This window comes from Burkholderia sp. BE12 (assembly GCF_002959955.1).
In the GTDB taxonomy this organism is placed as follows: Bacteria; Pseudomonadota; Gammaproteobacteria; order Burkholderiales; family Burkholderiaceae; genus Burkholderia.
Window position 1 is genome coordinate 102,883 of the sequence record NZ_PREY01000009.1, and the last position, 21,829, is coordinate 124,711.

19 protein-coding genes are annotated in these 21,829 nt (G+C 67.2%); 7 read left to right on the forward strand and 12 right to left on the reverse strand.

The annotated features are described in order from the left end of the window. Positions 1-17 precede the first annotated feature (17 nt). The 3 genes from C4B30_RS12160 to glpD form a co-directional block, all read right to left on the reverse strand. Positions 18-734, reverse strand: coding sequence for an MIP/aquaporin family protein (locus C4B30_RS12160; protein ID WP_027785355.1), 717 nt, complete (start codon positions 732-734; stop codon positions 18-20). 80 nt (positions 735-814) lie between these two features. Continuing rightward, positions 815-2,317: a glycerol kinase GlpK gene (gene glpK / locus C4B30_RS12165; protein WP_027785354.1), complete on the reverse strand. Its 1,503-nt coding sequence runs from the start codon at positions 2,315-2,317 to the stop codon at positions 815-817. Between the two features lie 104 nt (positions 2,318-2,421). After that, positions 2,422-3,945 (reverse strand): glycerol-3-phosphate dehydrogenase, encoded by a 1,524-nt coding sequence (glpD, locus tag C4B30_RS12170; RefSeq protein WP_027785353.1) that lies wholly within the window; start codon positions 3,943-3,945, stop codon positions 2,422-2,424. Positions 3,946-4,107: 162 nt separating this feature from the next. On the opposite strand from glpD, the gene C4B30_RS12175 reads away from it, so the two are divergent. Next, a complete protein-coding gene (locus C4B30_RS12175; RefSeq protein WP_027785352.1) occupies positions 4,108-4,476 on the forward strand; it encodes a hypothetical protein in 369 nt (122 codons plus the stop codon). 88 nt (positions 4,477-4,564) lie between these two features. On the opposite strand, the gene C4B30_RS12180 is transcribed toward C4B30_RS12175, so the two are convergent. Beyond that, positions 4,565-4,762, reverse strand: a complete 198-nt coding sequence (locus C4B30_RS12180) for a hypothetical protein (RefSeq protein WP_006477892.1) — start codon at positions 4,760-4,762, stop codon at positions 4,565-4,567. A 301-nt stretch (positions 4,763-5,063) separates the two neighbouring features. Then, positions 5,064-5,843 carry a DeoR/GlpR family DNA-binding transcription regulator gene (locus tag C4B30_RS12190; RefSeq protein WP_027785351.1) on the reverse strand — a complete coding sequence of 260 codons (780 nt, stop codon included), beginning with the start codon at positions 5,841-5,843 and terminating at the stop codon, positions 5,064-5,066. 211 nt (positions 5,844-6,054) lie between these two features. Here C4B30_RS12190 and C4B30_RS12195 point away from each other — a divergent pair, with 211 nt between their 5' ends. The 3 genes from C4B30_RS12195 to C4B30_RS12205 all read left to right on the forward strand — a co-directional run bounded on the left by C4B30_RS12195 (position 6,055) and on the right by C4B30_RS12205 (position 9,440). After that, positions 6,055-7,695: a gamma-glutamyltransferase family protein gene (locus tag C4B30_RS12195; RefSeq protein WP_027785350.1), complete on the forward strand. Its 1,641-nt coding sequence runs from the start codon at positions 6,055-6,057 to the stop codon at positions 7,693-7,695. Between the two features lie 340 nt (positions 7,696-8,035). Then, complete coding sequence (locus tag C4B30_RS12200; RefSeq protein WP_027785349.1) at positions 8,036-8,863, forward strand: ferritin-like domain-containing protein; 828 nt, start codon at positions 8,036-8,038, stop codon at positions 8,861-8,863. A 70-nt stretch (positions 8,864-8,933) separates the two neighbouring features. Continuing rightward, positions 8,934-9,440 (forward strand): hypothetical protein, encoded by a 507-nt coding sequence (locus tag C4B30_RS12205; protein ID WP_027785348.1) that lies wholly within the window; start codon positions 8,934-8,936, stop codon positions 9,438-9,440. On the opposite strand, the gene C4B30_RS12210 is transcribed toward C4B30_RS12205, so the two are convergent. The 3 genes from C4B30_RS12210 to C4B30_RS12220 form a co-directional block, all read right to left on the reverse strand. Continuing rightward, on the reverse strand, positions 9,434-10,900 hold the full coding sequence (locus C4B30_RS12210) for a DEAD/DEAH box helicase (protein ID WP_027785347.1): 1,467 nt from the start codon (positions 10,898-10,900) through the stop codon (positions 9,434-9,436). The genes C4B30_RS12205 and C4B30_RS12210 overlap by 7 nt on opposite strands. Positions 10,901-11,037: 137 nt before the next feature. Further along, complete coding sequence (locus tag C4B30_RS12215) at positions 11,038-12,336, reverse strand: c-type cytochrome (RefSeq protein WP_027785346.1); 1,299 nt, start codon at positions 12,334-12,336, stop codon at positions 11,038-11,040. Between the two features lie 19 nt (positions 12,337-12,355). Then, the gene (locus C4B30_RS12220; protein ID WP_027785345.1) at positions 12,356-13,120 is read right to left on the reverse strand and encodes a c-type cytochrome; all 765 of its coding nucleotides are present in this window, start codon (positions 13,118-13,120) and stop codon (positions 12,356-12,358) included. A gap of 378 nt (positions 13,121-13,498) precedes the next feature. On the opposite strand from C4B30_RS12220, the gene C4B30_RS12225 reads away from it, so the two are divergent. Beyond that, positions 13,499-14,431, forward strand: coding sequence for a CopD family protein (locus tag C4B30_RS12225; RefSeq protein WP_027785344.1), 933 nt, complete (start codon positions 13,499-13,501; stop codon positions 14,429-14,431). Positions 14,432-14,606: 175 nt separating this feature from the next. Here the strand turns inward: C4B30_RS12225 and dgoD are convergent, their stop codons facing one another. Beyond that, positions 14,607-15,755: a galactonate dehydratase gene (gene dgoD, locus C4B30_RS12230; protein WP_027785343.1), complete on the reverse strand. Its 1,149-nt coding sequence runs from the start codon at positions 15,753-15,755 to the stop codon at positions 14,607-14,609. Positions 15,756-15,901: 146 nt separating this feature from the next. Here dgoD and C4B30_RS12235 point away from each other — a divergent pair, with 146 nt between their 5' ends. After that, the gene (locus tag C4B30_RS12235) at positions 15,902-16,585 is read left to right on the forward strand and encodes a FadR/GntR family transcriptional regulator (protein WP_034185441.1); all 684 of its coding nucleotides are present in this window, start codon (positions 15,902-15,904) and stop codon (positions 16,583-16,585) included. Positions 16,586-16,613: 28 nt separating this feature from the next. Here C4B30_RS12235 and C4B30_RS12240 read toward each other — a convergent pair whose 3' ends face one another. Beyond that, positions 16,614-16,862 (reverse strand): DUF1272 domain-containing protein, encoded by a 249-nt coding sequence (locus C4B30_RS12240; protein ID WP_027785341.1) that lies wholly within the window; start codon positions 16,860-16,862, stop codon positions 16,614-16,616. A gap of 148 nt (positions 16,863-17,010) precedes the next feature. Here C4B30_RS12240 and C4B30_RS12245 point away from each other — a divergent pair, with 148 nt between their 5' ends. After that, positions 17,011-17,358 carry a GFA family protein gene (locus tag C4B30_RS12245; protein WP_027785340.1) on the forward strand — a complete coding sequence of 116 codons (348 nt, stop codon included), beginning with the start codon at positions 17,011-17,013 and terminating at the stop codon, positions 17,356-17,358. A 39-nt stretch (positions 17,359-17,397) separates the two neighbouring features. Here the strand turns inward: C4B30_RS12245 and C4B30_RS12250 are convergent, their stop codons facing one another. Further along, positions 17,398-20,505, reverse strand: coding sequence for a transglycosylase domain-containing protein (locus tag C4B30_RS12250; RefSeq protein ID WP_027785339.1), 3,108 nt, complete (start codon positions 20,503-20,505; stop codon positions 17,398-17,400). 246 nt (positions 20,506-20,751) lie between these two features. After that, entirely contained in the window at positions 20,752-21,639 is an 888-nt protein-coding gene (locus tag C4B30_RS12255; RefSeq protein WP_027785338.1) for a LysR family transcriptional regulator, read from the reverse strand. Positions 21,640-21,829: the final 190 nt, after the last annotated feature.

Below are 21,829 nucleotides of genomic sequence, written 5' to 3' on the forward strand. Positions count from 1 at the left end.
CTTCGTTCAAACCGCGATCAGATCGTCGCGTGCAGGTGCAGATACAGGCCGGCTGCCGCCGCGCCGCCGAGCAGCGGGCCGACGACCGGCACCCATGCATAGCGCCAGTCGCTGTCGCGCTTGCCGGGGATCGGCAGCAGCGCGTGCATGATGCGCGGCGACAGGTCGCGCGCGGGGCTCATCGCATAGCCGGTCGGGCCGCCGAGCGAGATGCCGATGCCGAGCACCAGCAGGCCGACGGGCAGCGCGTCGAGTGCGCCGAGGCCGACCTGCGGCGACGCGAGGTACAGCACGCCGAGGATCAGCACGAACGTGCAGATCGCTTCGGTCAGCACGTTGTGCGTGACGCTGCGGATCGCCGGCGCCGTGCAGAACACGGCGAGCTTCAGGTCCGCATCGGCTTCCTTCGCGAAGTGCTGGCGATACGCGAGCCACACGAGCAACGCGCCCGCCATCCCGCCGAGCATCTGCGCGAGCACGTAGCCGCCGACTTTCGACCACGCGAACTTGCCCGCGAGCGCGAGGCTGATCGTGACGATCGGGTTCAGGTGCGCGCCGCTGAACGACGCGGTCACGTAGACGGCGACGAATACCGCCATCGCCCAGCCCATCACGATCACGATCAGGTCCGCACCTTTGCCCTTGGTCTTTGCAAGCAGCACGTTCGCGACCGCGCCGTTGCCGAGCAGCACGAGGATCGCCGTGCCGATGAATTCCGCAATATAAGGTGACATGTTGTCTCTCGTAGATTGCGGCGGACTCGCGCGTCGCGCGGTCCGCCGGTGTTGTTGTATTTCGTTCGAGCGTGTTGCGGTTACTGCGTGTCGTCGGCCCAGGCCTTCGCGGCGCGTACCGCGCGCTGCCAGCCGGCCATGCGCTGCTCGACCTGCTCCTTCGGCATCGACGGCGCGAAGCGGCGATCGAGCTGCCACTGGTTCCGCACTTCGTCGAGGTTCTTCCAGTAGCCGATCGCGAGGCCCGCGAGGTAGGCCGCGCCGAGCGCGGTCGTCTCGGTGATCTGCGGACGCACCGCGTCGACGCCGAGCAGGTCGGCCTGGAACTGCATCAGCAGGTCGTTCGCGCTTGCGCCGCCGTCCACCCGCAGCTCGCCGATGCTGATGCCCGAATCGGCTTCCATCGCGGCCAGCACGTCGAGCGACTGGTATGCGATTGCATCGAGCGCCGCACGGGCGAGATGCGCGGCGCTCGTGCCGCGCGTGACGCCGAACACCGAGCCGCGCGCCCGCGCGTTCCAGTGCGGCGCGCCGAGGCCGGCAAACGCGGGTACGAGGTAGACGCCGTCGGTATGCGGCACGCTGGCCGCGAGCGCCTCGATTTCCGCGGCCGTCTTGATGATGCCGACGCCGTCGCGCAGCCACTGCACGACCGCGCCCGCGATGAAGATGCTGCCTTCGAGCGCGTACTGGACGTCGTCGCCGATTTGCCACGCGATCGTGGTGACGAGGTTGTTCTTCGACTCGATCGGCTTGTCGCCGGTGTTCATCATCAGGAAGCAGCCGGTGCCGTAGGTGTTCTTCACCATGCCCGAGGTCGTGCACATCTGGCCGAACAGCGCAGCGTGCTGGTCGCCGGCGATGCCCGCGAGCGGGATCTTCGACGCGAACACGGTGGTCTTCGTGTGGCCGTAGATCTCCGACGACGCCTTCACTTCCGGCAGCATGCTGCGCGGAATGTCGAGCAGTTCGAGCAGCTCGCTGTCCCACTCGCGCGTATGGATGTTGAACAGCATCGTGCGCGACGCGTTGGTCACGTCGGTCACGTGCAGTTCGTGCTTCGTGAAGTTCCACACGAGCCAGCTGTCGACGGTGCCGAACGCGAGCTTGCCCTGGCGGGCCTTGTCGCGCGCCCCCGGCACGTTGTCGAGGATCCAGCGGATCTTCGTCGCGGAGAAGTACGAGTCGATCGGCAGGCCGGTCTTCGCGCGCACCTTCGCTTCGAGGCCCTGCTTCTTCAGCGAATCGCAGAAGTCGGCCGTGCGGCGATCCTGCCAGACGATCGCGTTGTAGACGGGCTGGCCCGTCTCGCGATCCCAGACGATCGTCGTTTCACGCTGGTTGGTGATGCCGATCGCGGCGATCGACGTGCCGTTCAGGCCCGTGCGCGTGACGGCTTCCGCGGCGACGCCGGCTTGCGTCGACCAGATTTCCTGTGGGTCGTGCTCGACCCAGCCGGGTTGGGGGTAGATCTGTTCGAATTCCTTCTGGGCGATCGATACGATATTGCCCTGGCGATCGAACAGCATCGCGCGGGAACTCGTGGTGCCCTGGTCAAGCGCGAGGATGTACTGGTCCTGCATGTCTCTCATCTCCATCCGTGGATTGGCTTAGTTGTGATGCGCGCCGCATGTGGGCGGCGCGTCGGTGAGTCAACGTCGGTCAGGCAACTGCAACTGCATTCGAATCAGGCGTGCGGCGCATGCGCGGCGGCGAACCATGCGTCGACCGCGGCGGTTACGGCATCGAGCGTGCCGGGCGCGACGTGCAGCCCGAGCTTCGAGCGGCGCCACAGCACGTCCTGCGCGCAGGTCGCCCATTCGGCGTCGCGCAGGTAGCGCAGTTCCGCGTCGTGGATGCCCGGCGCGATTTCGGCGCCCAGATCGGCAAGCGACTTCGCGCCGTCGATCACGCGCTCCGCACGGGTGCCGTACGCGCGCGCATAGCGGCGCGCGAGTGCGGCGGGCAGCCACGGATGGCGTTTCGCGAACGCGCCGGCGAATACGTCGAACTTCGCGTTCGCGATGTCGCCGCCCGGCAGCGCGACGCCGGCCGTCCAGGTCTTCGCGTCGCGGCCGAGCGCGCGGCACAGCATGTCGCCGGCTTCTTCCGCGAGCTTGCGGAACGTGGTGATCTTGCCGCCGAACACCGACAGCAGCGGGGCGCCCGCGCCGTCGTCGAGTTCGAGACGATAGTCGCGCGTCACGGCCGATGCGTTCGTCGCGTTCTCGTCTTCCAGCAGCGGGCGCACGCCCGAATAGGTCCAGTGCACGTCGGCCGGCGAGATCTTGCGCTTGAAGTAGCGGTTGATCGAATCGCACAGGTACTGCGTCTCGTCGCGATCGATCGCGACCTTCGCGGGATCGTTCGTGTATTCGACGTCGGTCGTGCCGATCAGCGTGAAGTCGTGCTCGTACGGAATCGCGAAGATGATCCGCTTGTCCGGGTTCTGGAAGATGTACGCGTGATCGTGATCGAACAGGCGGCGCGTGATGATGTGGCTGCCCTTCACGAGCCGCACGCTGTGATGCGCACCGCGGCCGAGCGCGCCGTGCAGCACTTCGCCGACCCACGGGCCGGCCGCGTTCGCGATCGCGCGCGCATGCACGACGCGGATCGACCCGTCGGCCTGCTGCAGCCGCGCTTCCCATTCTTCGCCGCGGCGTTCGGCGGAAACGAGCTTGGTGCGCGTCAGGATCGCGGCGCCGCGCTCCTTCGCATCCATCGCGTTCAGCACGACGAGGCGGGCGTCGTCGACCCAGCCGTCGGAATACACGAAGCCGCGCTTGATCGAGTCGATCAGCGGCGCGCCGGCCGCATGGCGGCGCATGTCGATGCCGCGCGAGCCGGGCAGCAGTTCGCGTTTCGCGAGGTGATCGTAGAGGAACAGGCCGATGCGGATCAGCCAGGCCGGGCGCAGGTTCGGCATGTGCGGCATCACGAAGCGCAGCGGCCACATGATGTGCGGCGCCGCGCGCAGCAGCGTTTCGCGTTCCTGCAGCGCCTTGCGCACCAGGCCGAATTCGTTGTACTCGAGGTAACGCAGGCCGCCGTGAATCAGCTTCGTGCTGGACGACGACGTGTGCGACGCGAGGTCGTCCTGCTCGCAGAGCATGACCGACAGGCCGCGGCCGGCCGCGTCGCGCGCGATCCCCGCGCCGTTGATGCCGCCGCCGACGACGAGCAGATCGTAGCGATTCGGTTGGGTCACCTGCTGTCCTTATCGTCTGTTGAAATAGGGCGAACATGAAATGTTCGAATTCGAAATTTAACGAACGAAATCGAAAAAGTAAAGTTCGAAAAAGCGGGGCCAGTAGCGCGCGACACGATCCCGGACGATACTGGCGGAATCGACCGTTTCGCGAGGTGAATCATGCGTATTGGGATGTGGGCCGGCGTGTGCGCCGTCCTTCTGGCGGGGTGCGGCGTCGGTACGCCGCCGCTCGCCGGCAACTGGCGGGCGCCGTCGTTCGTCGACCTGCAGACGGCGTGCGGCGGCGCGGCGCGCGACTGGGGCGCGGACGCGCGGCCGGTCTACTCGACGCTGTACGACGCGTACGTCGCGAAACGGTATCGCGGGCTGAGCGAAGCGAACTATTGTGCGTTCGTAAACGAACTTTCGGCCCACTATGTGGCGCCCGACGCGGCGGCGCGCGCCGGCTGGATCGCCTATTTCAACGGGGCGCGCGCGCAGGCCATCAGCTGGCGGGCGGCGGTCGATCCGACGCTGCGCGGCGGCTGAAGCCGGCAGCGGCGAACGGACGGGCGGGAGGCCGGAACGACCGCGCGGCCGGATGCCGGCCGCGCGATCAGGTCAGGAACAGCGGGACTTACGAATAGCGGTACTTGATGGATCGCAGCGCGGCGTCGCCGGTCTCGGTCACGCAGTATTTGCGCCCCGAGCCGAGCCCTTCCAGGCGGACGAGCTGTTGTTCGAGCAGGATGTCCAGTTCATCCCGATCCATATCGCGCTGATCAGGCGCGTCCTTCACAAGCAAGAGCGTGGCGAATTCATGCGGACTCAGCATCGTTCTCTCCATGGCAATCGGACTGCCCGCGCGGCCGGCGCGTACGCCGCCGCGCGATACCCCGCGGGGGTATGGCTTGGGGGGAAAAGCTGCATTCGCCGGCCTGCGATTCGCACCGCCCTGGCACAGGCGGATCGGCGAACGGGCCGGGGAACTGGAGTCTAGTCGAGCGCGCAGGCAACGACAAATCGTGCCCCGTTAATTTTCCGTTTGACAGAAACGCATGCCACAAGCGGTTCGCGCGCGGCGCCAACTTCTTGATTTCACTTGAAGTTTCAGGTGCGGTGCAGCATCGCGAGCGTCATTCCGCGACGTACACCTGGGTGCCGGCGGCGGCCACCGTATCGGCCATGTCGGACGGCAGCGGCTTGTCGGTGAAAAGCGCGTGCACCTGGCTCAGATGGCCTTGGCGCACCAGCGCCGGGCGGCCCACCTTCGAATGGTCGGTCACGAGGTAGACCGTGCGCGCATGCTGCATGATCGCCTCGGCCACGCGCACCTCGCGCGTGTCGAAATCGCGCAGCGTGCCGTCGGCCTCGATCGCCGACGTGCCGATGATCGCGTAGTCGACCTTGAACTGGCGGATGAAGTCGATCGCGAGTTCGCCGACGATGCCCTTGTCCCACGGCCGCACGATGCCGCCCGTGATCAGCACCTCGCAGTCGGGGTAGCCGCTCATCATCGACGCGACGTTCAGGTTGTTCGTGATCACGTGCAGCCCGTGATGGCGGTTCAGCGCGCGCGCGACTTCCTCGGTCGTCGTGCCGAGATTGATGAACAGCGACGCCTGGTCGGGGATGTGCGACGCCGCGAGCGCCGCGATGCGCCGCTTCTCGTCGTGGAACATCCGCTGGCGCGCCGTGTACGACACGTTCTCCGAGCTGGTCGGCAGGCTCGCGCCGCCGTGGTAGCGGCGCAGCAGATTCAGGTCGGCGAGCCAGTTCACGTCGCGGCGGATCGTCTGCGGCGTCACCGCGAAATGCGCGGCGAGATCGTCGACGGTCACGAAGCCGTCGCGCTGCACCCATTCGAGCAGTTCCTGCTGGCGCGCGTTGAGGGTGAGGCGGGGATCTCGGGTCATGGCTCGATGGTCGTGTCGTGAGACGGAGCGGGTATTGTAAGGGCGGCAACGGCGTTCGGCCGGCCTGCCGGACGTCGGCGCGCATGATTCATGCGGAAATTGCATGGATTCATGTGACAAATGAATTTGCGCGATTGCGCCGATCGCGCTGCAATGGCGGATTGCCCGCTCGTGCGGGCGCGTTCATTCGGCTTTCGACGAGGTGGTAGCGATGACTGACTTCAACTGGCACAACCCGTATCCGTCGACCCGCATCCCGGTGTTCGCGCGCAACGTCGTGTCGACGTCGCACCCGCTTGCCGCGCAGGCCGGGCTGCGGATGCTGTGGAAGGGCGGCAACGCGGTGGATGCGGCGCTGGCCGCCGCCGCCGCGATCACGGTCGTCGAGCCCGTGTCGTGCGGGCTCGGCGGCGACGCATTCGCGCTCGTGTGGGACGGCGAGCGGCTGTCCGGGCTGAATGCATCGGGCGTGGCGCCCGCCGCCTGGAACGTCGACTACTTCCGCAAGCGTCACGGCGCGGACGCGCGCGGCATCGCGAACAAGCCGACGCGCGGCTGGGACACCGTCACCGTGCCGGGCGTGATCGCGGGCTGGGAAGCGCTGCACGCGAAGTTCGGTTCGCTGCCGTTCGCGGACCTGCTCGAGCCGGCGATCGAGATCGCGGAGCGCGGCTATTCGGTGCCGCCGATCGTCGCGCACAAGTGGGCGGCGGCCGTTCCCGAACTGCAGGGCCTGCCCGGCTTCGCGGACACCTTCATGCCGCGCGGCCGCGCGCCGCTCGTCGGCGAACGCATGTGCCTGCCCGGTCATGCGCAGACGCTGCGCACGCTCGCGAAGGACGGTGCCCGTGCATTCTACGAAGGCGCGCTCGCCGAGCGTATCGCCGCGTTCGCACGCGAAGGCGGCGGGGCGCTGACCGAAGCCGACCTGCGCGCGTACCGGCCGGAATGGGTCGAGCCGATCGGCAAGCGCTTCGGCCGCCACACGATTCACGAGATCCCGCCGAACGGGCAGGGCATCGCCGCGCTGATCGCGCTCGGCATCGCCGAGTATGCGGGCGTGACCGAATGGCCAGTGGACTCGGTCGATTCGCAGCATCTGCAGATCGAGGCGATGAAGCTCGCGTTCGCGGACGTCTATCGCTACGTCGCCGATCCGCGCGCGATGGACGTCACGCCCGAACAGATGCTCGACGATGCGTATCTCGCCGAACGCGCGAAGCTGATCGATCCTGCACGTGCGACGCACTTCGCCGCCGGCCGCCCGCATTCGGGCGGCACGATCTATCTGTCGGCGGCCGACGAACGCGGAATGATGGTGAGCTTCATCCAGTCGAACTACATGGGCTTCGGTTCCGGGCTCGTCGTGCCCGGCACGGGCATTGCGCTGCAGAACCGCGGGCACGGCTTCTCGATGGACCCGGCTTCGCCGAACGTCGTCGCGGGCGGCAAGCGGCCGTTCCACACGATCATCCCGGCGTTCGTCACCGAGGAAGCCAACGGCCGCACCGAGGCCGTGATGAGCTTCGGCGTGATGGGCGGCGACATGCAGCCGCAGGGCCATCTGCAGACCGTCGTGCGGATGCTCGGTTACGGCCAGCAGCCGCAGGCCGCGTGTTGCGCGCCGCGCTGGAAGGTCAACCGCGACTTCACGCTCGACGTCGAGGCGACGATGAACCGCGCGACGGTCGACGCGCTGGCCGCCCGCGGCCACACGATCAAGTCGGTCGACGATCCTTACATGGATTTCGGTTCGGGGCAGTTCGTCTGGCGCCTCGATCCCGACGATCCGGAGCGCGGCTACGTGGCCGCGAGCGACAGCCGGCGCGACGGGCTGGCGGCCGGTTTCTGACGGATCGCTTCCAGCTTTCCCGGCGGTTTTCCGGCAGTTTCCCTGCATCACGGGCGGCCCTGCGGCCGCCCGTTTTCGTTTGGGCACCGGCGCATACCATCGAATGCGCGCAAGCGGTTTGAAGGTCCCGTCTAACGAACGGCAACGGACGCCGTGGAACTGCGCCTCTCGGGCATGGTCAGTGCTTTGGAGCACGAACATCAAAGTCCGGCTAAGATGCCAGCATGGTTCGGCCGGACCGATTCACTATAAACGCAAGTAAAACGCCGCCTGCGGATCGGCTGGCGCCTGTGCCCCAGGCATGGGCCGGCCTCCGCGCGACGACTGGGAGCGCACCACCATGGACACCAAAACCACGCATGTGATGCCGTGGCGTATCGAGGACATCGACCTGAACCGGATCGATCGTCAGCGTGCCGCCGCGAACGAGGATCTGTTGCTGCTGCTGTGCGCATCGTCGTTCATCGAAAGCGGCTCGGATCTCTATACGAGCAATCTGAGCGAGTTCTTCAACGACGATCCGGAAGTCTCCGCATGGCTCAACAATGCATGGGAGCACGAAGAATTGCAGCACGGCCGCGCGCTGAAGGCGTACATCGCGCACGTGTGGCCCGAGTTCGACTGGGATACCGCGTTCGCGAATTTCTTTGCCGAGTATTCGAAGACCTGCTCGGTCGAGGCCTTCGAAAAAACCCGCGCGCTTGAAATGGTCGCACGCTGCGTCGTCGAGACGGGCACGGCCACGCTCTATCGCGCGATCAACGAATGCTCGGACGAGCCGGTGCTGAAGGAAATCACCGACAACATCCGCACGGACGAAGTGCGCCACTACAAGCACTTCTTCAAGTTCTTCAAGAAGTACAACCAGGTCGAGGGCAACGGCCGGCTCGCGGTGCTCGGGGCACTCGCGCGCCGCGTGATGGAAATCAAGAACGAGGATTCCGAGATCGCGCTGCGCCACGTATTCGCGATCCGCTATCCGGATCGCGTCGGCGACAGCCAATACAACCGCGAGCGCGTCGCACGCATCAGTTCGCTGGTCCGGCGCAACCTGTCGGCCGACATGTGCGTGAAGATGCTGCTCAAGCCGCTCGATCTGCCCGCGAGGATCCAGCCGGGCGTGCACTATCCGCTCACGAAGATCACGCGGCACGTTTTCATGCGCTGATCGCCGCGGCGCGGCCCGTCGCGCGTATGCTGGCGCATCCTCATCCGATCCGCACCCGGGCCACGCCATCATGACCGATCCCCATCGCCACGCGCTCGAGCAATGGACGTTCGACGCGTGGCCGTCCGCCGTCGTGTCGCTGTTCGACGGCACCGCACTCGAGCGTCATGCCGATATCGCCGCGTCGCTGATCGTCGCGACCGACGACGGCCAGTTGCGCACGACGCTGCTCGGCGTCGGCGAGATCTATGCACACGATGCGCGCACGCTGCTGATCGCGCTCTGGCCGCAGTCGCGGGCGGCGCGCGCGATCGCGCAACGGCGCACCGCCGCGTTGACGCTCGTCGCGGACGGTGCGTTCTTTCAGGCACAACTGGAGATGGCGCCGCTCGAAGGAGACTTCGGCGGACTGGCCGGATTCGCCGCGACGATCGCGCACGGCGATGCGCAGCGGGTCGGCTATGCGCGTCTCGCGACAGGCGTCACGTTCACGCTGGAAGGGGAGCGCGCCGCGGTGCTCGCACGCTGGCAGCGCCAGATCGAGCACCTGCGGCGCGCGGCCGCGCGGCTTCAGTGACCGCGCTGGCCGCTGCGCGACGAACGGTTGCGGTTCGCGTGCGCGGCGTTGCCGCTCGCCGGGCGCGCGCCGTTGCCGCCGCCCGCCGGACGTCCGCCGCTATTGCCCGCGGCGCCGCCTTGCGTGCGCGGCTTCGCGGCCTTCTGCGGTGCAGCTTTCGCTTGCGCGGCCTTAGGTTGCGCGTTGCCGTCGCGTTTCGCGGCCGGCTGGCCTGAGCCGCTGCCACGCGGCTGACGATTGCCGCCGCCGCCGCCACCGCCACCACCGCGCGGTTGCTGTTGCCCGCGGCGCTGCTGGATCGGTTCCGGCTTCGCGTTCGGATCGGGTTCGAAGCCCGCGATCACTTCCTGCGGGATCTCGCGCTTGATCAGCCGCTCGATGTCGCGCAGCAGCTGCTTTTCGTCGACGCACACGAGCGACACGGCTTCGCCGGTCGCGCCTGCGCGGCCCGTGCGGCCGATCCGGTGCACGTAATCCTCGGGCACGTTCGGCAGGTCGAAGTTGACGACGTGCGGCAACTGGTCGATGTCGATCCCGCGCGCGGCGATATCGGTCGCGACGAGCACCTGCAGCGTGCTGGTCTTGAACTCGGCCAGCGCGCGCGTACGGGCCGACTGGCTCTTGTTGCCGTGGATCGCCATCGCGCTGATGCCGTCCTTCGTCAGTTGCTCCGCAAGCCGGTTCGCGCCGTGCTTGGTGCGCGTGAACACGAGCACCTGGAACCAGTTGTGTTCGCGGATCAGGTGCGTGAGCAGCTCGCGCTTGCGGTCGCGGTCGACCGGGTGGATCTTCTGCGCGACGCTCTCGGCGGTCGTGTTGCGGCGGGCGACCTCGATCAGCGCGGGCGAGTCGAGCAGGTTGTCGGCAAGCGCCTTGATTTCATCGGAGAAGGTGGCCGAGAACAGCAGGTTCTGGCGCTTCGGCGGCAGCTTCGCGAGCACGCGCTTGATGTCGTGGATGAAGCCCATGTCGAGCATCCGGTCGGCTTCGTCGAGCACGAGGATGTCGAGATTCGACAGGTCGATGGTCTTCTGCTGCATGTGGTCGAGCAGGCGCCCCGGCGTCGCGACGACGATGTCGACGCCGCGCTTGAGCGCATCGATCTGCGGATTGATGCTGACGCCGCCGAACATCACGGTCGAGCGCAGCTTCACGTACTTGCTGTACGCGCGGACGCTTTCCTCGACCTGGGCGGCGAGTTCGCGCGTCGGCGTGAGGATCAGTGCGCGCACCGCGCGCTTCGCGCCACGGTGCTCGGCATAGAACGTGTGCAGGCGTTGCAGGATCGGCAGCGTGAAGCCGGCGGTCTTGCCGGTGCCGGTCTGTGCGCCGGCGAGCAGGTCGCCGCCGCCGAGGACGGCCGGGATCGCCTGCTGCTGGATCGGGGTCGGCGACGTGTAGCCGAGCTCGTTGACCGCCTTGACCAGCGGTTCGGCCAGGCCGAGAGATTCGAAAGACATAGATACCACTCTTGAGTTTTATGATCGGCGATGCGTCGCGCGGCCCGCGCGGCAAACCCGCATCGCAAAACAGCCAAAAAGCAAAAGGGCGCGGCCGCGGTTTCCCGCAGCCGCGCCCCGTGTGTGTGAGCCGCTTCTTAGTCGAGCGGCGCGGAACGCAGATCGCTCACCTGTTGCGGCGAGATCGGCGTACCGTTGTTACCCCAAGACATCCGAATATACGTGACGACCGCCGCTACCTCCTGGTTCGACAGCGACTGTGCGAACGGCGGCATCCCATACGGACGCGGATTCTTGAACGTGCTCGGCGGGTAGCCGCCATTCAGCACCATGCGGATCGGGTTGACGGCCGATTCCATCATGATCGAGTGGTTGCCCGCGAGCGGCGGATAGGCCGGCGGCTTGCCGGCGCCGGTTTCGGCGTGGCAGGTCGCGCAGTTGTCCGCGTAGATCTTCTTGCCCTGGTCGAACAGCGCGTTGCCGAACTGCTTCGACGGCTCGTACTGCATGTTCTTCGGCGCTTCAGCCTTCTGCGGGATCGACTTCAGGTACGTCGACATCGCGCGCGTATCTTCGTCGCTCATGTACTGCAGGCTGTTGTGGACCACGTCCGCCATCGGGCCGAACACTGCGCCCTTGTGCGACACGCCGGCTTGCAGCAGGTCGGACAGCTCCTGCACGTGCCAGTCGCCGAGGCCGAGTTCCTTGTCGTTCGTCAGCGACGGCGCATACCAGTTCTGCAGCGGGATCAGGCCGCCGGCGAACGCCGACGAGCTCACCGGGCCGCCCATCATGTTGATCGACGTGTGGCACATCGAGCAGTGGCCGAGGCCTTCGACGAGATACGCGCCGCGGTTCCATTCGACCGACTTCGTCGGATCCGGCTTGTACTCGCCTTCCTTGAAGAACAGCGTGCGCCAGCCGATCAGCAGGTTGCGGTTGTTGAACGGGAACTTCAGTTCGTGCGGACGGCTCGGCACCGACACCGGCGCCACCGAGCGCAGGTACGCGTAGATCGCGTCCGAATCGGCGCGCGTGACCTTCGTGTAGCTCGCGAACGGGAAGCCCGGGTAGAGCAGGCTGCCGTCCTTCGAGCGACCCGTGTGCATCGCACGGTAGAAGTCGTCCGACGTCCACTTGCCGATACCGTTCTGGTCGTCCGGCGTGATGTTCGGCGTGTACATCGTGCCGAACGGCGTCGCCATCGGCAGGCCGCCCGCGAACGACTTGCCGCCGCGCACGGTGTGGCACGCGATACAGTCGCCGACGCGCGCGAGGTATTCGCCCTTCTTGATCAGCGCGGCCTGATCGGCCGGCGTGGCCGCGACGGCGGCAGCGCCGTGCAGCGTGTCGTTGCCCGGCCACAGGACCGGTACGAGGGCGGCGGCCGCGACGATCGCGACGGCCGAGAGTGCAAACAGGGACTTGCGTTTCATTGTGTCTGTCTCCCTTGCCTTATTGCGGTTCGCTGCCGCAGGCGAGCGGAGTCTTCATCGAACGCGCCGGGGCCGGCACGGGGTTGGCGGGCGCCGGTTGCGCGGCGAGCCATGCGGTCACGGCCGTCACGTCTTCGTCGGAAAGCTTCGCGGCGATGTCGTGCATGCAATCGGGCGCCTTCGCGTGGCGGTTGCCCGAGCGCCATGCGCCGAGCTGCGCGCTCAGGTAATCGGCGTGCAGGCCGACGAGGCCCGGAATCGCCGGCTGCATGCCGGTCAGCCCCGCGCCGTGGCAGGCCACGCAGGCCGGCAGCTTGCGGGACGGGTCGCCCTGCGTGACGAGCTGCTTGCCGCGTGCGAGCGTCGTGGCCGGCAGCGTCGGCTTCGCCGGCGTCGGGTACGGCGGACGTTCGGCCGAGAAGTGCTCGGCGATTTCGCGCAGGTAGTCGTCGTTCAGGTACGTGAGCAGGTAATTCATCGGCGGGTACTTGCGCCGGCCGTCACGGAAGTTGACGAGCTGGTTGTACAGGTACTCGGCCGGCTTGCCGGCAAGACGCGGGAAATAGTCGTTGTCCGTGCCCTGGCCGTGAACGCCGTGGCATGCGGTACAGCCGCGCACGCGCTCGGCCATGGTATCGGGTGCCTTGAGCGGCGCCTGCTGGGCGTGCGCTTGCTCCGTGGGCTTGGTCTGCGCTTGGGCAGCGCTCATAAGGCCCGCGCCGCCGATCATCAGAACGGCGAACAGCGGACGGAAGAGGCGTCTTGAAGACACACGAGACTCCATGTTTATTCGTCGGGGACCTTGTCCGGGCTACGATCGGCTCGGCGCATGGACGGCAGGACAGCCGGGCTGCTGCGACGCGGCATTCTATCATCGATGGGTAATGACGGCTATTTGACGAAAGGACATCGGTTCCTGTCTGTTTGCGACTTGCGACAATTTGACGCGCATTGCGCAACGCTCGAGTGAACCGGCGTGCGCTTTCGCCCTCGAAGACCGTACACTCGCGGGTCGCGCGGCGCCGCCTCCGCCGCAGGTCCAGTCATTTCTCCCGTTTCCGGATTCATCGATGACGTTTCTTACCGTGCCGTTGCCTGCCTCACGCTGTCCGTCCCGTTGCCGCCGCACTGCCGGCCTGCCGCTTGCGGGAGGGAATGCGCGATGAAGTTCGACAGCTTGTGGATCGGTCAGGTCGCGCTCGCGGCGCTGATGGATGCGGCGTTCGCGATGGCGGTCGGCTCGGCGCTGCTCAAGGCGTGGCTCGGCAAGGACGGCGCGCGGCCGGTCGTCGCGCCGTCGCATCCCGCATGGCTGCGTGCGCAACATTCGCTGGTCGCGGCGGCGCTGGCGCTGGTGCTCGCCGATCTCGGCTGGCTCGTCTACGAGGCCGCGACGATGAGCGGTGCGGGGCTCGGCGGCGCGTTCGCCGCGATGCCCGTCATGCTGATGCAGACGCATACGGGATTCGCGTGGAGCGTCGCGTTCGCCGGCGCGGTGGTGCTCGCGTTCGTGGCGCTCGCGAAGCCGGACGGTCCGCTCGCGCATGCGGTGCTGTGGCTCGCGGTGATCGTGGTCGCGGCCGGCAAGGCGTCGCTCGGCCATGCGGCCGATAGCGGCGTGCTGTCCGCGGCGGTCGGCGTGCAGACGCTGCACCTGCTGGCCACTGCCGTCTGGGGCGGCCTCGTGCTCGCGGGTGGGCTCGCGGTGCTGCCGGCGCTGGGTACGTCGGTCGCGCGCGGCGCGCTGATCCGCATCGGCCAGCGCCTGTCGCGTACGTCGATCGCCGCGGTCGTCTTCGTGCTCGGCACCGGCGTGCTCAACGCGATCCGCGGGCTCGGCGGCTCGCTCGCGCCGCTCGACGGCAGCACGTGGGGGCGCGTGTTGCTGCTGAAGCTGCTGCTCGTCGCGCTCGCGCTCGTGCTCGGCGGGCTCAACCGCTTCTCGGCGCTGCCGCGCCTGCGCCGCACCGCGTCGACCGAGGACGCGCACACGTTTCGCAACATCCTGCATCTCGAAGGGATGACGATGATCGGCGTGTTCGTCGCGGCCGCCGTGCTGTCGTTCAGCGTGCCGGGGTTCGCGGCGCTCGGCTGACGGCAGGTTCCGCGCGGCGCAATGCAAGCGCGCAATGCAGGGACGCGAAGGGCGTGCGCCACGCATGGCATGCTCGCCGCGCATGCAAAAACGGCCGCCTGTCAGTTCATCGGGCGGCCGTACTCGAGTCGATGCGGATCGCGCCGGCCGCGGCCGCGCGCGTTGCGCATCGCACTCACCACTCGGCGACGCTGCCGTCCGCGTGGCGCCACACAGGGTTGCGCCAGCGATGGCCCGTCTTCGCCATCTCGCGCACCTTCTCCTCGTTCACGTCGATGCCGAGCCCCGGGCCCTGCGGGATCGCGACGAAGCCGTCTTCGTAGCGGAACACCTCGGGGTTGCGCAGGTAGTCGAGCAGGTCGTTGCCCTGGTTGTAATGGATGCCGAGGCTCTGTTCCTGGATGAATGCGTTGTAGCTGACCGCGTCGAGCTGCAGGCACGCGGCGAGCGCGATGGGTCCGAGCGGGCAGTGCAATGCGAGCGCGACGTCGTAGCTTTCCGCGAGCGTCGCGATCTTGCGGCACTCGGTGATGCCGCCCGCGTGCGACGCGTCCGGCTGAATGATGTCGACGTAGCCGCCCGCGAGGACGTGCTTGAAGTCCCAGCGCGAGTACAGCCGTTCGCCGAGCGCGATCGGCGTGTTGGTCTGGTTGACGATGTCGCGCAGCGCCTCGGCGTTCTCCGACAGCACCGGCTCCTCGATGAACATCAGCTTGTACGGATCGAGTTCCTTCGCCAGCACCTTCGCCATCGGCTTGTGCACGCGGCCGTGGAAGTCGACGCCGATCCCCACGTGCGGGCCGACCGCGTCGCGCACCGCCGCGACGTTGGCGATCACCTGCTCGACCTTGTCGTAGGTGTCGACGATCTGCAGCTCTTCGGAGCCGTTCATCTTCACGGCCTTGAAGCCGCGCTCGACGACCGCGCGCGCATTGTTCGCGACGTCGCTCGGCCGGTCGCCGCCGATCCACGAATACACCTTGATGCGATCGCGCACCTGGCCGCCCAGCAGCGCGTGCACGGGCACGCCGTGATGCTTGCCCTTGATGTCCCACAGCGCCTGGTCGACGCCCGCGATCGCGCTCATCATGATCGGGCCGCCGCGGTAGAAGCCCGCGCGGTACATCACCTGCCAGTGATCCTCGATCAGGAGCGGGTCGCGGCCGACGAGGTAGTCGGCCAGTTCCTGCACGGCGGCCTCGACCGTGTGCGCGCGACCTTCGACGACCGGCTCGCCCCAGCCGATGATGCCCTCGTCGGTTTCGATCTTGAGGAACAGCCAACGGGGCGGGACGACGAACGTTTCGAGGCGGGTGATTTTCATGACGCGAGTCTCCATGATTGACCGGCGCGGCCGTGCCGACGCGGCACACGATCCGTGCTTTCGCGATTATCCTAGCGTAGTCGAATAAAAAATAGTATTAATAGCATTAATGTGCAGATAGTGGGCACCGCACCCGACGGAGAACGATCATTCAACGCGACCTGCATGGACAGACGGCCTTCCGGCTCGCGACGGCGATCCTGCGCGGCGACTATCCGCCCGAATCGCTGTTGCCGAGGGAACCCGACCTGATGGAGATGTACGGCGTGAGCCGCACGGTGATGCGCGAGGCGTTGCGCACGCTGACGTCGAAGGGGCTGGTCGAATCGCGGCCGAAAGTCGGCACGCGCGTACGTCCGCGCCGTGCGTGGAACCTGCTCGATGCCGATCTGCTCGACTGGTATGCGCGCGTCGCGCCGCCCCTCGCGTTCGCGCTCAAGCTGCAGGAGATGCGCGAGATGATCGAGCCGTACGCGGCCGCGCTGGCCGCGCGCACCCATACGCCCGACGCGTTCGACGCGATCGAGGGCGCGGCGCGCGCGATGGCGGCCGCGCGCAACGTCGACGAATGGGTGCGCGCCGACCTGCGCTTTCACCTGAGCGTGCTGGAGGCCGGCGGCAACGAGCTGCTGGTGCCGCTCGGCGCGCTGATCGATCGTACGCTCGAGGCGCAACTGCAGCTGAACGCGCGTCGGGCGGACGTGTACAACGCGTCGCTTGCCGAGCACACGGCCGTCAGCGACGCGATCCGCGTGCGCGACGAGGACGGCGCGCGCCGCGCGATGGCGACGCTGCTCGCGGTGACGCGCGCGCGAATCGAGATGTCGTGACGGGAGCAGGGCGGCCGGTGCCGCGCCGTCAGGCGGCGTTCGCGCAGCCGCCCGGCTTGTGGATGCGCTCCGTCGACGCCGGGTACTTCGCGAGCAGGCTCGCCGGCCGCCGCGGGCGAGCGACCAGGTCGCCGCCGCAGTTCGGGCAGCGGCCCTTCAGCACGTCGTCCGCGCAGGTCGCGCAAAACGTGCACTCGAATGTACAGATGCGCGCGTCCGCCGAATCGGGCGGCAGGTCCTTGTCGCAGCATTCGCAACCGGGGCGCAGTTCGAGCATGATGGTCTCCTGGGTCGGTGAGGGATGGGCGCCGCCCGGACATTGCGTGCGGCGCGTGCGAGCGCTACTGTACGCGTTTGGATCGGCCCGGCCAACGGTGTCCCGCCCGGGCGCCGGCGACGCGCACGGGCCGCACCGGGAGACGACCATGCTTTATCGCGGAAGCTGTCACTGCGGCGACGTGACGTTCGAGGCGGAAGGCGACCTGCAGGGCGTGATGGCGTGCAACTGCTCGATCTGCCACCGCAAGGGTGCGCTGATGTGGTTCGTGCCGCGCGACCACATGAAGCTGCTGACGCCCGACGAGAATCTGGCGACCTACCTGTTCAACAAGCACGTGATCCGGCATCGCTTCTGCAAGCGCTGCGGGATTCACGCGTTCGGCGAAGGCGTCCACCCGGACGGCACCGCGATGGCCGCGATCAACGTGCGCTGCCTCGAGGGCGTCGACCTCGACGCGCTGCCCGTCACGCACTACGACGGCCGCTCGCGCTGAGCGGCGCGCCGGCGCGGGCGCCTGCGCGCCGCGATCGGATCAGGACGGTTGCACGGCGGCCGCGTTCGGCGCAGGCGTTTCCGCCTGCGGTGCGGGCCCCGCGGTGCGCGTGCCGGCGTCGGCCGGGCGTTCGATCAGCGGCGCGAGCGCGGGCGCCATCGACTTCAGCAACTGCACGGCCATCGCGCTCGTGAAGTCGTAGCGTGCCGCATACGGCTCGTGCGCGGTCGCCGTCAGCACGCCGAAGAACCGGTCGCCGAGTGCGAACACGAAGGTGCCGCTGCGGTTGACCTTGCGCGACTCGATCAGCCGCGCGCCGCGCGCATAGACGTTGAATCGCTGATCGCCCGTCCCCGTCTTGCCATATACGTCGAGCGTCTTGCCGTCCGGCAGCGTGAGCCCGCCCGCGAGGCGGCGCGCGGTGCCGTGGAGCACGACGTCGCGCAGCAGCGTGTGCGTCACGTTGACGATCTCCGGCGACAGCATCGGCTGCGGCTGCGCGGCCGCGCGCACGAAGCGGGTTTCGTACGGCGTGCCCTTCGCGAAATCGAGCCGCGTGATCGTCTCGGTCGGCGCCTTCTGGCCGCCGTTCGCGACCAGGCCGATCAATTTCGCGAGCGCGTCGGGCTGGTCGCCCGATGCGCCGATCGCGGCCGCGTAGGACGGCGTCACTTCCGCGAACGGGTAGCCGAGCGCGCGCCACGACTTCGTGATCTCCGCATACGCGCGCAGCTCGACCATGCGGCGGATGCGCCGGTCCTGCGTCGCGTGGTAGCGGGTCTTGTACAACCATGAATACGTGTAGAAACGCACCTCGCGGCTGTCGCGCTGAACGTCGGCGAGCGCTGCGCCCGGGTGCGCGCGCAGGTAGTTGAGCGTCCACAGCGCGAGCGGATGGACGCTCGCGATATAGCCGCGGTCGTTGAGGTTGAAGCGGTCGATCGCGTACTTCGCATAGAGCGCGGCGAGATCGTCGTCGGACAGCGTCGCGGCCGGCGTGCCCTTCAGTTGCGCGCGCATCTGCGCATCGAACCATGCGAGCGATTCGTTCGGCGCGACGCTGCGTAGCACCGTCGCGATCTTCGGCGGCGACTTGCGTACGTCGCGCAGCATCAGCGCGAGCGCGTCGTCGGGCGCCTTGCCCGCATAGCGCGTGTAGTACCGCTTCACGTAGACCTGGCTTTCGCCGTCGACGAATTGCTGAAGGTAATGCTGGCGCTGCGCCGGATCGCCGAGCCACGACGACGACGGCCCGGCCGCTTGCAGCGTCTCGTAGTGGACGATGTCGCGCATCAGCCGCACGAACACGAGGTTGACCGAGTGCTCGAACGCCGCGTGCAGCGTCATGATGCGGCCGTTGTCCGACTTCTCGAAGTTGGAGAACACCTGCGCGCCGCCGCCCGTGTAGAACACGTCGGGGCTCGCCGAATACTTGCGTTCGACGGCCGCATCGAGCATCGCCTGCAGCGAGCGGTCGCGCGTATGCGACAGGTAGTCGAGTGCCCAGCGCGACAGCCCGTCGATCGGATCGGGCTTCACGCGCGCCAGCGCCGCGTTCGACAGGTTCGCATAGCGCGCATGCAGATCGGAGACGATCTGCAGGTACGTGATCAGCGTGCGCAGCTTCGCGGTCGAGCCGAGGTTGATGCGGCCGCCGCGATTCACGTCGAACGGCTGGTTCACGCTGTCGGTCTGCACGCGCAGCAGGTTCGCGCCGTTGCGGTGTTCGTACAGCGTGAAGCTGTACGTGAGGTGCGACGGGTCGTCCTTCGGCGCGAGCATCTCGAAACCGTACAGGCCGGCGGCCTGCGCGCCGTCGCGCGTCGACGCCTGCGCGAGCCGCTGGGCGACCGCCTGCTGCACGCCGTTGTCGAGGGTGCTGGTAGCCTGCAGATCGAGCTGGTCGAGCTGGTACAGGTCGCCGATGCCGAGCGCCGACAGCAGCGACGCGCGCGCGGAGGTTACGGCCTTGCGCGACACGAACGACTGCACGCGCGCGGCGGCCGGCGGCGCGCTGCGTTCGATCTGCGCGGCGAGCGCGGCATCGCGCAGCGCGGGCGAGATCACGCCGCCGTTCGACAGCAGCCGCAGGTAGCTGTCGGTCAGCTTCTGCAGCGCCGGATAGCCGCGGTTGAGGAAGTACGACGGCGCGCGCTGCGCGATCAGCAGCGACAACACCTCGCGGAACGTCTTGCCCTGCTGGTCGACGTTGTCGCCGGTCGTCGGCGCGGACAGCACGCGGTTGACGTCGTTGAAGTCGCGGCCGTACCACGCGGCGAGACCGTCGCCGATGCCGGTGATTTCGCCCACGTGCGGCCGCGCGGCGAGCGGCACCGAGTTCAGGTAGCGCACGACGATCGTGCGGCGCGCGAGCATCGTTTGCGGGCCGTTCAGGTAGGCGCGCACCGACGCGGAGGCGATCTGCCGCAGCTTCTCGGGCGGCGTCGCGGTGCGGCCCTCGGGCGAATGGCGGAACTTCTCGATCTGCGTCGCGAGCGTGCTGCCGCCCGGGCGCGACTGATGGCGGTTGACGACGTGCAGCGCCTGGTCGGCGAGCGCGCGGCTGAAGCGCCCCCAGTCGATCGCCGGGTTGCGGTTCGGTTCGTTCGCGTCGAGCAGGTAGCGATCCTCGATGAATAGCAGCGAATCGGTGATCACGCGCGGCACGGTGTCGAAGTCGGCATAGACGCGCTGCGGAAACACGGTCGCGAACAGCGGCGAGCCGGTCGAATCGAACAGCATCAGGCCCGTCTGGTCTTTCTCTTCGTAAGGGAGAAACAGCCCGCGCTGGCCAAGCGACAGCATCCGTTGCGAATCGCGCGCCTGCTCGCTGACGACGAAGCCGCGCGCGAGCAGCCGCTGCTGGAACGCGGGAATCATCGCGTAGCCGAAGCGCTGGTCGTACGGGCCGTTCGCGGGGAAGCGGATGTGATCGCTCGGCCCCGCTTCGACCGTGTAGCCGACGTCGCGGGTGAGCTCGGACAGGTAGTGCGCCTGCAGCCGGGATGTTTCGATCTCGGTCTGCACAAGCCGCGCGACGATCGCCACCGCGATCAGCAGTGCGGCGAGCAAGGACCACTTGACCCACGTCCAGACCGATGCGAGACCGGTCACGCGCGGCAGGATACGATTCAGCGGCCGATTCATGGCGGCGTCTCCCTGAGGGCGCGGTTATCCGGCCGCACCCTATTGAGGATTAGTGTAGTCCTCCGCGGCGGGCTGCCAAGGCCGGTTGACTACCGAGATGCGCCGGCGCAACAGGCGTGCCCATACCGGCCGAGCGACCGGCCAACGGCCGCAGGAGCCCCAGCCGGCGCGCCGCCCGGGCCATGCGACGGTCGAACGGGCAGCGGTGAATCGGCGTGAAAAATGGTGCGCGATTCCACGGTTCATTCAACTGACGAAATGGTCGATCAGGTGATCGACGAAAAGCCGGGCCTTGCGCGGAAAGTGCCGCCGGCTCGGATACGCGACATTCATTTCGAGCGCCTCGAGCCGATAGCCGGGCAGCAGCGCCAGCAGCCGGCCGTCGTCGAGATCCGACTCGACGAGGAAGTCGGGCAGGACCGCGACGCCCATGCCGGACAACGCCCAGTTCCGGATCAGCCCGACGTTGTTCGACGACGCGGACTTGTTCGGACGCACGGTGATGCGCGTCTGGTCGTGATCGAACGACAGGTATTCGCCCATGAAATCGGCATGGAATGCCAGGCATGCGTGCGACGCGAGATCATGCGGATGCATGGGCGCGCCATGCCGGTCGACATATTGCGGCGCGGCGCAGACGATCTGCTTGAGCCGCGTGAGCGGGCGCTTCACCAGTGTGTTGTTGCTGATGTGCTGGGACAGCAGCAGGCCGACGTCGAAGCCCTCCGACACGAGGTCGACGTGACGATCCACGATCGTGACTTCCGGCACGATGGCCGGGTGGCGCATCTTGAACGCGTCGATGGCCGGCGCGAGCACGTGCATGCCGAACATGACCGGCGCGGCGATTTTCAGCGATCCGATCGGTTCGTGATGCATCGATGCGATCGTTTCCTCGACCCGGTCGATTTCGTCGATCACGTGACGTATCTGCGCCAGATAGAGATGGCCCGCGTCGGTCAGCGACAGGCTGCGGGTGGTGCGATTCAGCAGGCGGGCGCCGAGCCGATCCTCGATGCTCATGACGAGGCGGGTGGCCGACGAATTGGATATGTTCAGTTCCGTGGCCGCGCGCACGAAACTACGAAGTTCGGCGACCTTGACGAAGAGTCGCATCGGTAGGAGTTCGTCCATTTTTTTATCGATATATAGAAAGTGTTGATTGAATTCTATCTATCGGTTTACTGAATTTTAATGGGCTTTTTTTACGAATGATTATTATGGAATTGCGTATTTATCGGGTGTGAGAACGGCCGGAGAATGATGGGTTCCGAGGTGGGTAGGTCGTTGAATCAATGATTTGATTCGGTTTGCTATTAAACCT

Coding starts and splice junctions, on each gene's coding strand:
- C4B30_RS12160 (WP_027785355.1), bottom strand. CDS start 734: ATGTCACCTTATATTGCGGAATTCATCGGCACGGCGATCCTCGTGCTG.
- glpK (WP_027785354.1), bottom strand. CDS start 2,317: ATGCAGGACCAGTACATCCTCGCGCTTGACCAGGGCACCACGAGTTCC.
- C4B30_RS12175 (WP_027785352.1), top strand. CDS start 4,108: ATGCGTATTGGGATGTGGGCCGGCGTGTGCGCCGTCCTTCTGGCGGGG.
- C4B30_RS12180 (WP_006477892.1), bottom strand. CDS start 4,762: ATGCTGAGTCCGCATGAATTCGCCACGCTCTTGCTTGTGAAGGACGCG.
- C4B30_RS12190 (WP_027785351.1), bottom strand. CDS start 5,843: ATGACCCGAGATCCCCGCCTCACCCTCAACGCGCGCCAGCAGGAACTG.
- C4B30_RS12195 (WP_027785350.1), top strand. CDS start 6,055: ATGACTGACTTCAACTGGCACAACCCGTATCCGTCGACCCGCATCCCG.
- C4B30_RS12200 (WP_027785349.1), top strand. CDS start 8,036: ATGGACACCAAAACCACGCATGTGATGCCGTGGCGTATCGAGGACATC.
- C4B30_RS12205 (WP_027785348.1), top strand. CDS start 8,934: ATGACCGATCCCCATCGCCACGCGCTCGAGCAATGGACGTTCGACGCG.
- C4B30_RS12210 (WP_027785347.1), bottom strand. CDS start 10,900: ATGTCTTTCGAATCTCTCGGCCTGGCCGAACCGCTGGTCAAGGCGGTC.
- C4B30_RS12215 (WP_027785346.1), bottom strand. CDS start 12,336: ATGAAACGCAAGTCCCTGTTTGCACTCTCGGCCGTCGCGATCGTCGCG.
- C4B30_RS12220 (WP_027785345.1), bottom strand. CDS start 13,120: ATGGAGTCTCGTGTGTCTTCAAGACGCCTCTTCCGTCCGCTGTTCGCC.
- C4B30_RS12225 (WP_027785344.1), top strand. CDS start 13,499: ATGAAGTTCGACAGCTTGTGGATCGGTCAGGTCGCGCTCGCGGCGCTG.
- dgoD (WP_027785343.1), bottom strand. CDS start 15,755: ATGAAAATCACCCGCCTCGAAACGTTCGTCGTCCCGCCCCGTTGGCTG.
- C4B30_RS12240 (WP_027785341.1), bottom strand. CDS start 16,862: ATGCTCGAACTGCGCCCCGGTTGCGAATGCTGCGACAAGGACCTGCCG.
- C4B30_RS12245 (WP_027785340.1), top strand. CDS start 17,011: ATGCTTTATCGCGGAAGCTGTCACTGCGGCGACGTGACGTTCGAGGCG.
- C4B30_RS12250 (WP_027785339.1), bottom strand. CDS start 20,505: ATGAATCGGCCGCTGAATCGTATCCTGCCGCGCGTGACCGGTCTCGCA.
- C4B30_RS12255 (WP_027785338.1), bottom strand. CDS start 21,639: ATGGACGAACTCCTACCGATGCGACTCTTCGTCAAGGTCGCCGAACTT.